Origin of the sequence: Aeromonas sp. S13(2024) (assembly GCF_041402405.1) — a bacterium.
GTDB lineage: Bacteria > Pseudomonadota > Gammaproteobacteria > Enterobacterales > Aeromonadaceae > Aeromonas > Aeromonas veronii.
This window is the reverse complement of the sequence record NZ_JBGLRA010000004.1, coordinates 205,640-217,527: the sequence shown is the minus strand read 5'-3', so window position 1 is coordinate 217,527 and position 11,888 is coordinate 205,640. Positions and strand designations below refer to the sequence as shown.

Sequence of the window (11,888 nt, the reverse complement as noted above, 5' to 3'; positions counted from 1 at the left end):
AGCACTATGGAGCATGGCCGGTTTCGCAATTGGCTCAGTCACTATCCCGAGGCGACCCTGATCATCGCCTGCAAGGATGGCAGCGGTTATCAGCTCTGTGTTGAGGCAGAAGGGGAGTGCCTCTGCCTGACCGACAGTGAGGGAGGGCGCTTGACCTTCACCTCGCTGGATCAGGCGCAGGGTTTCTTGCGAGCCCATCGGGTTCACCAAGCAAGATTACGAATTTATGACGCCCAAAATGAAGATTTAGCAGCAGAATCACAGGAAATAATCATCAAGTTTTAATTTTAACCAGACTCTTTAAGGGTCTATTCAGTTTGTTTGCCGCACAATACTGCACCTGTTCATCATCCGGAGCTGTTTAATGGGTGCCAATGTAGTTGTACTGAATCAGGGATATGATCACTCTTTTCAAGCCAGGGAACAGCTGCTGATTGAGCGACTGGCAAGTTTTGACGAGCTGGTTGTCTCTTTTTCGGGACGGTTGGAATCCTGCTACAGCATCGAGCTGTGCCGCGCTGCCGGTGTGAAAATCCACGCAATTACCCTCGATAATCCGACCCGCAGTCGTAGCGAAGTGGCCCGTGCCCGCCGTTATTGCCAGCGTTATGGCATCGATCACTGGGTCATCAAGAGTGACGAGATCGTCTTTTGCGATCGCCTGCCAAATATTGAAGGGCTGATCGACCCGGTTCGCCGCATTGGTGAGTATGTGCAGACTCGTTCTGAGTGGGCTCATCTGCCGTTGCTGGTTCCGGCAGCGGTGGAGGAGCGTGATGATTATCTTGCCCAGTTCGGGTCTCTGCCTGCCAACTCAATCTGGTTTTTTGCCGACAACGGATTGATGCGCCGCGATTATCGTTACGGCTTCAACAAGCGTCAGCTCGGTCGCTGGGGCAAGGGGAGCAACGGTTGCCTTAGCAATCGCTTCACCAATCCACGGCAGCTTGAGCAGCGTTATCTACGAATGGTGGATCAGGCCGAGCAGATGCTGGCCGACATGGGGCTGGACGAGGCACAGGTCTTTTTCCATACCCTGTGTGACTGCTCCACCACCCTAGCCCGGGTGCGTCTGCCAGAACATCAGCGTGCGCAGGCATTTGATATGCAATCGGATATTTTGTCTGCCCTCAAGGGGAGCAAGTTCGATCTGGTGACCCTGGATATGGCACAGAAAGAGCGGCACGATCTCGCCATCTAGCCTGCGGGCAAGCGATGCGGGTGCCAGAACGTGAGTGCCGTCATAGGCAAGGGGCGACGGGACTGTTTATACTGTCGCCCTTTCACCCGTTACCGAGCTTCGCCCAATGAAACCCTTCTCCCGTCTGCTGATTGCCCTGTGCCTCTCCCCCGTACTGGCGCAGGCTGCCCCTCTTTCTCAGGTGACGCTGCCCGATGGTCGGCAGGTTCAGCTCAACGACGACTTCACCTGGGAGTATCTGATGGTCAAACCGGCCGAACCCGTACAGGGCGTGGCTGCTGATGGAAAGGCTGGGGCCGTGGTGGCCGTCGCTGCTCCGGTGCTGACCGATCAGGCCAAGGCCAATCCGGAACTGCTTGCCCAGATGGCGCGTGACGGTGTGGTGGTCAAGCTGGACAAGATCGAGGGATCTGACCCGCTGGTGCTGACCTTTATGGTGAGCAATACCGGTACCCGCAATGTAGTCGGGGTGCGTGGCATGGTGACCCTGTTCAGTGCTGACGGGGTGCAGCTGAGCCGTCAAGAGGCACGCTTCTGGGTTGCCGAGAATCGTCTGCCGGAGACCTATCTGCGCAAGGGGCAAGCCCGTCCGTCGCTGGCCCTCGAGATCCCCCGTCCTGCCGGATTGACCGGTCAGCCGCTGGTGCGGGTCGAAATTGACGAGGTGGTCTTCCGCTAATTTTTTCGCGGATCCGGCCCATGCAAACTGTTTGGGCCGGCAACTTGTTGCCGCTGACACCCCCTGCAATATCTGCTTACATCTGACATGGTTCTGCAACAGCTTGCAGCTCGGCAAGCTGGAAACCTGATCGCAAAATGACTCCATACCAGCTCGCTAGCAACGGGCCCAATCACATGGAGTTATCATCATGAAAAAAGCAACTGTCTCTCTTCTGGTTCTGGCCGGGTTTGCCTCTACTTCCGTCATGGCGCAGGATGCCTTCAGCTACGCCAAGGGTTCCGCCACCTGGGCTCACACCAAGTCCGACTATCTCAACGGTACTTTCAGCAATGACAGCAAAGGAACCCGTGATTTTGGCGGTCTGAGCCTGGATCTCTCCAAGAGCTTCGGCTCCAATTTCTATGGTCGCGGCAGCACTGAATACACCTCTCGCAGCAATGGCAACGACAGCATGTCGATCTCCAGCATCGGTGTCGGTGTATTTACCCCGCTCAGCACGGGTCTGAACCTCTACGGTGAAACCGGTTTGACCGGCTACATGCTGGAGCGTGAACTTGCCAGCGATATCGCTAACAAAGGGTGGGATGCTGTTGCTCGCAAAGATAGCGGCAGCATGTACGGTGAAGTGGGTCTGCGCTACGACATCGGCAATGTCGAGCTCTCCACCGCTTATCGCTACGCCAACATGACCGACGATATGCACGACTTCAAGGTGGGCGGTGCCTACAAGCTCAACCAGAATTGGGCACTGACTGCCGATTACACCTATCGCAACTGGGATCTGCAAAAAGGTTCCATCTCCAGCCTGGGTGTGAAGTACAGCTTCTAATTTTCCTTCCCGTAGTCCGTAGTGTCTTGATTTTTACCCATGGCGTTCGCCATGGGTTTTTTCTTTTTCCGGTGATCCCTTTTTTCTCCTTGTGTCGTACCAGTCGCAAATAGTTATACAACTTTCATTTTTTTGTATAACTGCTATAACTGAATCAAGGCTTATACAAGGAGCGCCATTATGTACAAGATTAAAGTCGGTATCAGTGCCTGCCTGCTGGGACAAGAGGTACGTTTCGATGGGGGCCACAAGCGCTCCAGCTTCTGTGAACGGGATCTTGGCGCTCACTTTGACTATCACCCCGTCTGTCCCGAGATGGCCATTGGCCTGGGGGCGCCCCGTGCCGCCATCCGGTTGGTCAAGCGTCACGGCGAGATCCGCGCCGAGGCGAGCAACGGCAGCTTTGATGTCACCGAAAAACTGATCGCCTTCAGCGAGCAGAAAGCTCGCCAGCTCGACTTTATCTCCGGTTATATCCTCTGTGCCAAATCACCCAGCTGCGGCATGGAGCGGGTCAAGGTCTATGGCGCCAACAACGAGGGGAGCGCCAAGGAGGGGATTGGCCTCTTTGCCAAGGCCTTGATGGAGGCCAACCCCCTGCTGCCGGTGGAAGAGGATGGCCGCCTGTGCGACCCCATCCTGCGGGAGAACTTCGTGCTGCGGGTCTTTGCCTACCACGACTGGCAGCAACTCTGCGCCCGCGGCATTACCGCCTCTGCGCTGATCCGCTTCCACTCCCGCTACAAGTATCTGGTGCTCTCCCATGCCACCACCCACTACCGCATCCTCGGCAAGCTGCTCGGCAATCTGGGCAAGTCCACCAATTTGCAGGAGGTGGCCGACAACTACATCAAGGGATTGATGACCGCGCTGACCCTGCGAGCCAACCGCCGCAGCCACACCAATGTGCTGATGCACCTGCAGGGCTACTTCAAGCGGGTGCTGACCCCGGCCCAGAAGCAGGAGCTTGCCGATACCATCGACAAGTACCGCACCGGCATCTTCCCCTTGCTGGTGCCGCTCACCCTGATCCGTCACTACCTGCGCGAGTACCCCAATCCCTATCTCGCCGAGCAGGTTTATCTCAATCCGCACCCCGATACGCTGAAATTGCGTTACGGGCTCTGAATCCGTTCTGTTGCCCCGGTGCAGGCCTCGCGCTGGGGCACTTCACCCTTCTGTTTGATGGACGTTGTCATGTCTGATTTATCGCAAGAAGTTGCTCCTCTCGCTGATGAGGGGATCTACCCCATTCGCGAGGTCTCCCGCCTCACCGGCGTCAACGCCGTGACCCTGCGTGCCTGGCAGCGCCGCTACGGGTTGGTGCAACCGGCTCGCACCGAAAAGGGCCACCGCCTCTACAGCGAGCAGGATATTCGCCAGATCGGCGAGATCCTGAGCTGGCTGGAGCGGGGGGTGAGTATCGGGCAGGTGAAGGGGCTCCTGAGCGAACCCCATTCCGAGCCGGTGAGCGATCACTGGCAGCAGACCCTGGAGCAGTTCAGTCAGGCGCTGCTCGCCTTCAACCAGCGCAAGGCGGAGGCCGAGCTCAACGATCTGCTGGCGAGCTACCCGTTCGAGCTGGTGCGCAGCCGGATACTGCAACCGCTGGTGGAGCGGCTGCTGGGGCTGTGGCGCGAGCGGCCCGATGGCGAGCTGCTGCAACAGGTGTGGCTGGGCTGGCTCCATACCCGCTTCGCCCGCCACCTGATCGAGCAGGAGAAGGGCGTGCCGATAACGCTGGCGAGCTGGGGGCAAGTCGGCCCCCTCGATCTGGTCTGGGCTGCCTACGAGTTGATCGGTCAGGGCTATGAGGTGCAACTGCTGGGGGCGGTCGAGCCGCGCCATGCCAGCTTGCTGGAGGGGCGTGCCGTTACCCCCTGGCTGGTGCTGCTGGGGGCAGGGTTCGGCAAGCAGGAGCTGGCCGCCGGGTGGCCCGCAGGCACACGCCTGTTTGGTGAGCTGGGGCGCCTCTACGACGATGAGTGGCTTAAAGCCCATGGCTGGCAGGCGAGCCTTGCCGAGCTGATGGCGGATGCCCCAGATGCTGTTGGCACCAGCGGACGCGGGAGGAAAAAGCCATGAAACTGGTCTGGTTTCGCAACGACTTGCGTTTGGCCGACAACCCGGCGCTGCGCTCTTGTTGTGGAAAGAGCGCCTGCGCCGGTGATGAGCCGGTCGCCGCGCTCTTTATCATCTCCCCCACCCAGTGGCGGCAGCACAAAATGGCCCCCATCCGTCAGCGCTTTATGTTGGCGCAGGTAGATGAATTGGGCCGCGAGCTGGCGGCCCTCGGCATCCCGCTCCATCTGCTGCGAGTGGAGACTTTTGCCGAGGCGCCCGCTGCGTTGGCAGACCTCTGCCGCGAGCAGGGGGTGACCCAGCTCTATGCCAATCAGGCTATCGAGATCGACGAGCAGCGCCGCGATCACGCCGTCAGCGCCGCGCTGGCTGAGCAGGCGGTGAGCTGTCACTGGCTCAACGGCTGTTGCGTATTGCCGCCGGGGAAGGTGCTGACCGGCTCGGGTGAGATGTTCAAGGTGTTCACCCCCTTCAGCCGCGCCTGGCTCAAGGCACTCGATGAGGAGGGGTTTGTCATTCATCGGGCGCCGACACCGCGTGGCGAGTCGTTGCCGTGGCAGCCGCTGGCCGAACGTGCGTGGGTTGATGAAGCTCTCGGCGAGCTGACGGTTGATCCGCGTTGGCCAGTGGGGGAGGCGGAAGCTCTGCGTCGTTTGAACATTTTTCTGGAGCAGGCAGTGCTCGACTATGGCGAGACCCGGGATTTTCCTGCCATCGCTGGCACGTCCGTGCTCTCCCCCTATCTGGCGGCGGGCATCATCAGCCCCCGTCAGTGCGTGGCGGCGCTCCAGCAGCGGCTTGGCTATCGGCCCCAGTCCAAGGCCCAGCCCGGCTTTGTCTGGCTTAATGAGCTCATCTGGCGCGAGTTCTATCGCCACCTGCTGGTGCTGATCCCGACTCTCTCCATGAATCGCCCCTTCAAGGCGGAGACTGCCGCCTTGCCGTGGAGCTGGGATCCGGATGCCTTCGCCGCCTGGTGCGAGGGGCGCACTGGCTACCCCATCGTCGATGCGGCGATGCGCTGCCTCAACGCCACCGGCTGGATGCACAACCGGTTGAGAATGATAGTGGCGAGCTTTCTCACCAAGGATCTCCATATCCACTGGCGGCTCGGGGAGGATTACTTCATGAGTCGGCTCATCGATGGGGATCTGGCGGCCAACAACGGCGGCTGGCAGTGGGCAGCGGGTACCGGCGCCGATGCTGCGCCCTATTTTCGGGTCTTCAACCCCACTACTCAGGGGCAACGATTTGATCCACAAGGGGAGTTTATCCGTACCTGGGTAACTGAACTGGCCGATATTCCCGCCGCTTATGTGCATCAGCCCCACGACTGGCTGCGACTCAAGGGGCGACAGGATTATCCGGCACCCATGGTGGATCACGCCGTTGCCCGGGTGAGAGCCATCGAGATGTTTCGCTCTCTGGAGAAATAGGATGAACGAGCCGCTGGCCCGCTTTATTGGCCTCTATCAGCAACTGGACAAACAGCAGTTGCACCGCTTGCCCGAGGTCTATGCCGAACAGGTGGTCTTTACCGATCCGGCCCACCGCATCGAGGGGCTGGCGGCCCTTGGCGACTATTTTGCCGCCCTCTATCAGCGCCTCGCCTACTGCCGTTTCGTCATCACCAGTCAGCAGCAACAAGGGCAGCAGGCCTGGCTCGGCTGGACCATGACCTTCTCTCACCCCAGATTGCGTGGTGGTGAGCCGGTGACGGTGGAGGGGGCCACCCGCCTCGAATTCGACGAGGCGGGCAAGGTGTGCCAGCACAGGGACTATTTTGACCTGGGCGCCATGCTCTACGAGCAGTTGCCGCTGCTCGGGCCCGTGGTGCGCACTATCAAGATGAGGCTTGGCGCATGAGCGGCCGGGTGCTCATCACCGGGGCGACCTCCGGCATTGGTCGCCAGTTGGCGCTGGATTACCGGCGGGCAGGCTGGCAGGTGTGGGGTTGTGGCCGCGATGGTGAACGGCTGCAGGAGCTGGGGCGGCACGGCGTCACGCCGCTGCAGTTCGATGCCCGTGATCTTGCCGCAATGAGCGGGGTGGCTGCTACGCTTCCATCCCTCGATCTTATAATCCTCAACGCAGGCAACTGCGAGTACATGGATGTGGCGGAGGGGTTTGACAGCGAGCTGTTTGCCCGTGTCATCGACACCAATCTGACAGCCACCGGCCATGCGCTGGCCGCCTTCTTGCCGTTGCTCGGGGCTGGGTCACGGCTGGCCATTGTCAGCTCGTCGGTGAGCTGGCTGCCGCTGCCGCGAGCCGAGGCGTATGGCGCCTCCAAGGCGGCCCTCGACTATCTGGCGGATACCTTGCGCCTCGATTTGGCCTGCAAAGGGATCGGGGTGACCCTGATCCGCCCCGGCTTTGTCCAGACGCCGCTCACCGCCAAAAATGATTTTCCCATGCCCTGTCTGGTGACGGTGGAGCAGGCCTCCCGCGCCATCATGGACGGGCTGACCGCTGGTCGTCACCAGATCCACTTTCCCCGCCGTTTCATCTGGTTGCTGCGCCTGCTTGGTGCGCTGCCGGTGGGGCTCTGGCTGCGCCTTGGCCGCGCACTCGTATCGAAAGGAAGCCATTCATGAAGAAAAAGATCGCCATCGTCGGTTCAGGGATCTCGGGGCTCACCGCCGGTTTTCTGCTCCACAAACTCCATGACATCACCCTGTTCGAGGCGGCGCCGACCCTGGGCGGCCACACTGCGACTGTCGATGTGAATCAGGCTGGCCGCAGCTATGCCATCGACACCGGCTTTATCGTCTTCAACGATCGCACCTACCCCAACTTCTTGAAGTTGCTGGCACGGATTGGCATGGCGCGGCAACCGGCCGAGATGAGCTTCTCGGTAAAGAGTCCGGAGGGGCTGGAGTATAACGGTCACAACCTCGACACCCTGTTTGCCCAGCGCAGCAATCTGTTGAGCCCCCGTTTCTACGGCTTTGTCGCCGAGATTTTGCGGTTCAACCGGGAGGCACGGGCCTGGCTGGCGGATGGTCAACATCAGGGTGCTGGCCCCGAGCTGACCTTGGGGGATTTTTTGCTGGCGGGGGAGTTTAGTGACTACTTCGCCCGCCACTACATCTTGCCGATGGGAGCGGCGATCTGGTCATCGACCCTAGCCGATATGCGCGCCTTCCCCCTTGGCTTCTTCCTGCGCTTTTTTGCCAACCATGGCCTGCTGGATGTGGCCAATCGCCCCCAGTGGTACGTGATCCCGGGTGGCTCGCGGGAATATATCGGCCCCCTTACCGCGGGTTGGCAGTCGCAGATCCGCCTCGCCTGTCCGGTGCAGAGCGTACGGCGGGACGCGGACGGTGTGGTGATCCAGAGTAGTTACGGTGAGGAGCGGTTTGACGAGGTGATCTTCGCCTGCCACAGCGATCAGGCGCTGGCGCTGCTGGTGGATCCCGGCGAGCGGGAGCAGGCCATCCTCGGCGACATGCCCTATCAGGCCAACGATGTCTGGCTCCATACCGATGCGCGCTGCCTGCCTACCCGTCGCAAGGCATGGGCCAGCTGGAACTATCAACTCGATGGCGACGACGAGGCACGGCCGCTGGTGAGCTACAACATGAACATCCTGCAGGGGGTGAACTCGCCGGAGCCCTTCTGCGTCAGCCTCAACCCCAAGGGCAAGGTGGATGAGAGCAAGGTGCTGCGCCGCTTCGTCTACCACCATCCGGTGTTCAATCAGGCCTCTATTGCCGCCCAGCAGCGGCGCGCGGAGATCTGCGGCCAGCAGCACACCCACTTCTGCGGCGCCTACTGGTACAACGGCTTCCACGAGGATGGGGTGCGCAGCGCGCTGGATGTCGCCAGGCGCTTCGGAGCCGAGCTATGAACGGCGCCACCGTGGCCACCGAACATGAGCGTACAGACGAACTGGCTGGCGTCACCAGCGCCATCTGGCAGGGCTCTGTGCGCCACCGTCGTTTCGCACCGCGGCCCCACGCCTTCTCCTACAGCCTCTTTATGCTGGGACTGGATCTCGACGAGCTGCCGCAGCTCGATCAGGGACGCTGGTTCGGTGTGGAGCGCTCGGGGCTGCTCTCGTTTCACCGCCATGACTATCTCAAGGGGAGTGAGGGGAGCCTCAAGCAGGCGGTGTGGCAGAAGGTGAGCGAGCTGGGTGGCGATGCCGAGCCCGAGGGGCGGGTACTGCTGCTCGGCAATGTGCGCTGTCTGGGCTTCTACTTCAGCCCGGTCAACTTCTACTTCTGCTACCGGCAGGGCGAGGCACGCTATCTGCTGGCAGAGGTGTCGAACACTCCCTGGAACGAGCGTCACTACTACCTGCTGGATCTGGCGGCGCTGGCACCCCATGACAAGGATTTTCACGTCTCCCCCTTTATGGGGCTGGCGATGCGTTATCACTGGCGGATCAGGCCGCCCGCGCAGGAGACACTGATCCACATCGAGAGTCATCCCGTATCCGGTGAAGCTAAGCTGTTTGACGCAACCCTGGCGCTCACTCGCGAACCGCTGTCGCGCAAGGGGCTGGTGGCTCTGCTGGCCCGCTGGCCATGGATGACCATGAAGGTGCTGCTCGGGATCTACTGGCAGGCCCTGCGTCTTTTTATCAAACGAACCCCGATATTTACCCATCCGGAGAGCCGCTAATGGAACTTGCTCAATCAACCCTCTCTGCCTCTTTCATCGACAAGGGGGCCAGACAACTGCTGCTCAATCTGCTGGGTCGCCTAGAACATGGCCAGCTGTTGCTGCGGGATGGCGGTGAGCGCCACAGCTTTGGCGTCGCGGGTACCGATCTGCATGCCGAACTGGTGGTGCAGGATCCGGCCTTCTATCGTCGCCTGTTGCTGGGGGGCAGCATTGCCGCTGGGGAAACCTGGGTGGAGGGGCTCTGGACCAGCCCGGATCCGGTGGCGCTGGTGCGGCTGCTGGCCCGCAATCTGACCCTGCTCGACTCCCTTGAGCGGCGCCTTGGCTGGCTCAGCTTCCCGTTCAACAAGGTGCGCCACTGGCTCAACCGCAATACTCTGACCGGTTCGCGCTCCAACATCGCCGCCCACTACGATCTCGGCAATACCCTCTATCAGGGTTTTCTCGACAGCCATATGCAGTACTCTAGCGCCATCTATCCGAGCGCCGAGGCCACTCTCGAAGAGGGGCAGCAGGCCAAGCTGCGCACTATCTGCGAGCGACTGGCGCTGGGGCCTGACGACCATCTGCTGGAGATCGGTACCGGCTGGGGCGGCCTGGCCGTCTATGCCGCCCGCCACTATGGCTGCCGGGTGACGACCACTACCATCTCCCGGGCCCAGCATGACTACGCCAAGGAGTGGATTGCGCGGGAGGGGCTGGGGGATCGCATCACCTTGCTGCTGGAGGATTACCGCAAGCTGGAGGGGACCTATGACAAGCTGGTCTCCATCGAGATGATCGAGGCGGTGGGCCACGCCTTCCTGCCCGACTATTTCCGCCAGTTGTCACGGCTGCTCAAGCCCGGTGGTCGCCTGCTCATCCAGGCCATCACCATCGCCGATCAGCGCCATGCCCAGTATCTGCGCGGGGTTGATTTCATCCAGCGCTACATCTTCCCCGGTGGCTGCCTGCCGAGTGTCTCCCAGATGGCGGGTTTGCTGGCGCGGGAGACCGACATGCAGCTGGTGCGCTTGCACGATCACGGCCATCACTATGCCCGCACCCTGGCTCACTGGTGCGATCGCTTTCTGGCGCTGGCGCCCGAGCTGCCCAAGCTCGGTTACAGCCAGGATTTCATCCGGTTGTGGCACTTCTACTTTGCCTATTGCGAGGGGGGATTCTGGGAGCGCACCATCAGTCTGGTGCAGCTGGAGGCCGCCAAGCCGGGACCGGCGGGCTGGTCGGGTGATGTGCCAGTAAGCGCTCACTGACCATGTGGCAGTGGGCTCACCTGCTGGGGTTCAACCTCTACTGGTTGCTGGCGGTGAAGTGGCAGCAGCCGGGCCCGCTGCTGGCAATGTTGCTGCTGCACTTTCTCTTCTCACCCAGCCGCCTGCGTGACTTGCGGCTGCTTCCCATCGCGGTCGTCGGCTGTCTGCTGGATGCCCTGCTCTGGCAGCTCAGCCTGTTCCGTTTCCCGTCCGGTTTTCCCCTCTGGCTGGTGCTGCTCTGGCTCGGTTTTGCCCTGACGCTGGCCCACGGTATGCGCTGGCTGCTGCGCTTGCCTCGCTGGCAGCAGGCGCTGTTTGGCGTATTTGGCGGTGCTTCCTCCTATGTGGCGGGGGCCGCCATGGGGGCAGTAAACTTACCCTGGGGCATCTGGATCAGCACGGCGCTGCTGGCAGTGATCTGGATGTGGTGGTTACCCGTACTCCTGTGGGTAATGGTCAAGCTGGAGGGTGAGTCATGACAAACACCTTTTCGACCGACTCGTTGCTTTTTTCCAAATGGACCAAAGAGAGCCAGCATGAGCTGACTGATCGCTTCTATCTGGTGGTTGCCTGCCAGCGGGATGCGCAGGGGCAGCTGGTGCAGGTGGTAATGCAGGATATCAACACCCTGCAAGAACAGGAGATGGACTGGCATGAACTGGAAGACCCCAACCACTGGCATATGGGGTGGAATTAACCCGCTGCTGGCGTTTACGCTCTTTGCTGCAACCGCGGTGCAGGCTTCTTCCGCCCCCTGGCAGCAGCTGCGCCCGGTCGGGCAGGGGGAGATGAACTGGCTATGGTTCAAGCTCTACGATGCCACCCTCTACAGTGAAAGCGGGCACTATCAGCCCGGTCACTATCCGCAGGCCCTGACCCTCACCTATGCCAGATCCATTGAGCGGGAAGATCTGCTGAGCGCCACTGCCGCCGAGTGGCAGCGACTCGGTCTTGGCTCCGACGCCGAACGTCAGCGCTGGCTCGGCCAGCTCGCTGCACTCTGGCCCGATGTGCAGGCAGGCGACAAGCTCACCTTCTATGTCGACAAGGGTGGGGCAGGCCACTTCTGGTGGCAGGAAAAAAACCTCGGCACCCTGACCGATCCGCAATTCTCGGCCGCTTTTCTCGCCATCTGGCTGGCTGACAACAGCCGCGATCCCGCTCTTACCCGCCGCCTGCGTGGCCAACCCTGAACATGGAGTCTCT

At 61.0% G+C, this 11,888-nt stretch carries 15 protein-coding genes; all 15 read left to right on the top strand.

Features of this window, described 5'->3' with window-relative positions; translation table 11 throughout:
• The first annotated feature begins 6 nt into the window (after positions 1-6).
• A complete protein-coding gene (locus ACB042_RS08565) occupies positions 7-285 on the top strand; it encodes a DUF6482 family protein (RefSeq protein ID WP_005338699.1) in 279 nt (92 codons plus the stop codon).
• Positions 286-364: 79 nt separating this feature from the next.
• Positions 365-1,201, top strand: coding sequence for a hypothetical protein (locus tag ACB042_RS08560; protein WP_042054408.1), 837 nt, complete (start codon positions 365-367; stop codon positions 1,199-1,201).
• Between the two features lie 106 nt (positions 1,202-1,307).
• The gene (locus tag ACB042_RS08555) at positions 1,308-1,880 is read left to right on the top strand and encodes a DUF3157 family protein (RefSeq protein WP_274160210.1); all 573 of its coding nucleotides are present in this window, start codon (positions 1,308-1,310) and stop codon (positions 1,878-1,880) included.
• Positions 1,881-2,070: 190 nt separating this feature from the next.
• Complete coding sequence (locus ACB042_RS08550; protein WP_139433737.1) at positions 2,071-2,712, top strand: outer membrane beta-barrel protein; 642 nt, start codon at positions 2,071-2,073, stop codon at positions 2,710-2,712.
• A 180-nt stretch (positions 2,713-2,892) separates the two neighbouring features.
• Positions 2,893-3,840, top strand: coding sequence for a DUF523 and DUF1722 domain-containing protein (locus ACB042_RS08545; protein ID WP_040096502.1), 948 nt, complete (start codon positions 2,893-2,895; stop codon positions 3,838-3,840).
• Between the two features lie 69 nt (positions 3,841-3,909).
• Positions 3,910-4,797: a MerR family transcriptional regulator gene (locus tag ACB042_RS08540; protein WP_371178234.1), complete on the top strand. Its 888-nt coding sequence runs from the start codon at positions 3,910-3,912 to the stop codon at positions 4,795-4,797.
• Positions 4,794-6,230: a deoxyribodipyrimidine photo-lyase gene (gene phrB, locus ACB042_RS08535; protein WP_371178233.1), complete on the top strand. Its 1,437-nt coding sequence runs from the start codon at positions 4,794-4,796 to the stop codon at positions 6,228-6,230. The genes ACB042_RS08540 and phrB overlap by 4 nt, the downstream gene beginning before the upstream one ends.
• Before the next feature lies 1 nt (position 6,231).
• Entirely contained in the window at positions 6,232-6,660 is a 429-nt protein-coding gene (locus tag ACB042_RS08530) for a nuclear transport factor 2 family protein (RefSeq protein ID WP_005343652.1), read from the top strand.
• Complete coding sequence (locus ACB042_RS08525) at positions 6,657-7,391, top strand: SDR family NAD(P)-dependent oxidoreductase (RefSeq protein WP_371178232.1); 735 nt, start codon at positions 6,657-6,659, stop codon at positions 7,389-7,391. Before ACB042_RS08530 ends, ACB042_RS08525 begins: the two co-directional genes overlap by 4 nt.
• Positions 7,388-8,647, top strand: coding sequence for an NAD(P)/FAD-dependent oxidoreductase (locus tag ACB042_RS08520; protein WP_371178231.1), 1,260 nt, complete (start codon positions 7,388-7,390; stop codon positions 8,645-8,647). The genes ACB042_RS08525 and ACB042_RS08520 overlap by 4 nt, the downstream gene beginning before the upstream one ends.
• Positions 8,644-9,426, top strand: a complete 783-nt coding sequence (locus ACB042_RS08515; protein ID WP_139463033.1) for a DUF1365 domain-containing protein — start codon at positions 8,644-8,646, stop codon at positions 9,424-9,426. The genes ACB042_RS08520 and ACB042_RS08515 overlap by 4 nt, the downstream gene beginning before the upstream one ends.
• Positions 9,426-10,682 (top strand): class I SAM-dependent methyltransferase, encoded by a 1,257-nt coding sequence (locus ACB042_RS08510; protein WP_371178230.1) that lies wholly within the window; start codon positions 9,426-9,428, stop codon positions 10,680-10,682. The genes ACB042_RS08515 and ACB042_RS08510 overlap by 1 nt, the downstream gene beginning before the upstream one ends.
• A gap of 2 nt (positions 10,683-10,684) precedes the next feature.
• On the top strand, positions 10,685-11,161 hold the full coding sequence (locus ACB042_RS08505; RefSeq protein ID WP_371178229.1) for a DUF2878 domain-containing protein: 477 nt from the start codon (positions 10,685-10,687) through the stop codon (positions 11,159-11,161).
• The gene (locus ACB042_RS08500; RefSeq protein ID WP_005338671.1) at positions 11,158-11,379 is read left to right on the top strand and encodes a TIGR02450 family Trp-rich protein; all 222 of its coding nucleotides are present in this window, start codon (positions 11,158-11,160) and stop codon (positions 11,377-11,379) included. The genes ACB042_RS08505 and ACB042_RS08500 overlap by 4 nt, the downstream gene beginning before the upstream one ends.
• The gene (locus ACB042_RS08495) at positions 11,336-11,875 is read left to right on the top strand and encodes a chalcone isomerase family protein (protein WP_371178228.1); all 540 of its coding nucleotides are present in this window, start codon (positions 11,336-11,338) and stop codon (positions 11,873-11,875) included. The genes ACB042_RS08500 and ACB042_RS08495 overlap by 44 nt, the downstream gene beginning before the upstream one ends.
• Positions 11,876-11,888: the final 13 nt, after the last annotated feature.

Excerpts from the sequence above, each read along its gene's own strand:
- ACB042_RS08550 (WP_139433737.1), top strand. The coding sequence starts at position 2,071 with ATGAAAAAAGCAACTGTCTCTCTTCTGGTTCTGGCCGGGTTTGCCTCT.
- ACB042_RS08505 (WP_371178229.1), top strand. The coding sequence starts at position 10,685 with ATGTGGCAGTGGGCTCACCTGCTGGGGTTCAACCTCTACTGGTTGCTG.
- phrB (WP_371178233.1), top strand. The coding sequence starts at position 4,794 with ATGAAACTGGTCTGGTTTCGCAACGACTTGCGTTTGGCCGACAACCCG.
- ACB042_RS08555 (WP_274160210.1), top strand. The coding sequence starts at position 1,308 with ATGAAACCCTTCTCCCGTCTGCTGATTGCCCTGTGCCTCTCCCCCGTA.
- ACB042_RS08510 (WP_371178230.1), top strand. The coding sequence starts at position 9,426 with ATGGAACTTGCTCAATCAACCCTCTCTGCCTCTTTCATCGACAAGGGG.
- ACB042_RS08525 (WP_371178232.1), top strand. The coding sequence starts at position 6,657 with ATGAGCGGCCGGGTGCTCATCACCGGGGCGACCTCCGGCATTGGTCGC.
- ACB042_RS08565 (WP_005338699.1), top strand. The coding sequence starts at position 7 with ATGGAGCATGGCCGGTTTCGCAATTGGCTCAGTCACTATCCCGAGGCG.
- ACB042_RS08495 (WP_371178228.1), top strand. The coding sequence starts at position 11,336 with ATGAACTGGAAGACCCCAACCACTGGCATATGGGGTGGAATTAACCCG.
- ACB042_RS08560 (WP_042054408.1), top strand. The coding sequence starts at position 365 with ATGGGTGCCAATGTAGTTGTACTGAATCAGGGATATGATCACTCTTTT.
- ACB042_RS08515 (WP_139463033.1), top strand. The coding sequence starts at position 8,644 with ATGAACGGCGCCACCGTGGCCACCGAACATGAGCGTACAGACGAACTG.
- ACB042_RS08530 (WP_005343652.1), top strand. The coding sequence starts at position 6,232 with ATGAACGAGCCGCTGGCCCGCTTTATTGGCCTCTATCAGCAACTGGAC.
- ACB042_RS08540 (WP_371178234.1), top strand. The coding sequence starts at position 3,910 with ATGTCTGATTTATCGCAAGAAGTTGCTCCTCTCGCTGATGAGGGGATC.
- ACB042_RS08520 (WP_371178231.1), top strand. The coding sequence starts at position 7,388 with ATGAAGAAAAAGATCGCCATCGTCGGTTCAGGGATCTCGGGGCTCACC.
- ACB042_RS08500 (WP_005338671.1), top strand. The coding sequence starts at position 11,158 with ATGACAAACACCTTTTCGACCGACTCGTTGCTTTTTTCCAAATGGACC.
- ACB042_RS08545 (WP_040096502.1), top strand. The coding sequence starts at position 2,893 with ATGTACAAGATTAAAGTCGGTATCAGTGCCTGCCTGCTGGGACAAGAG.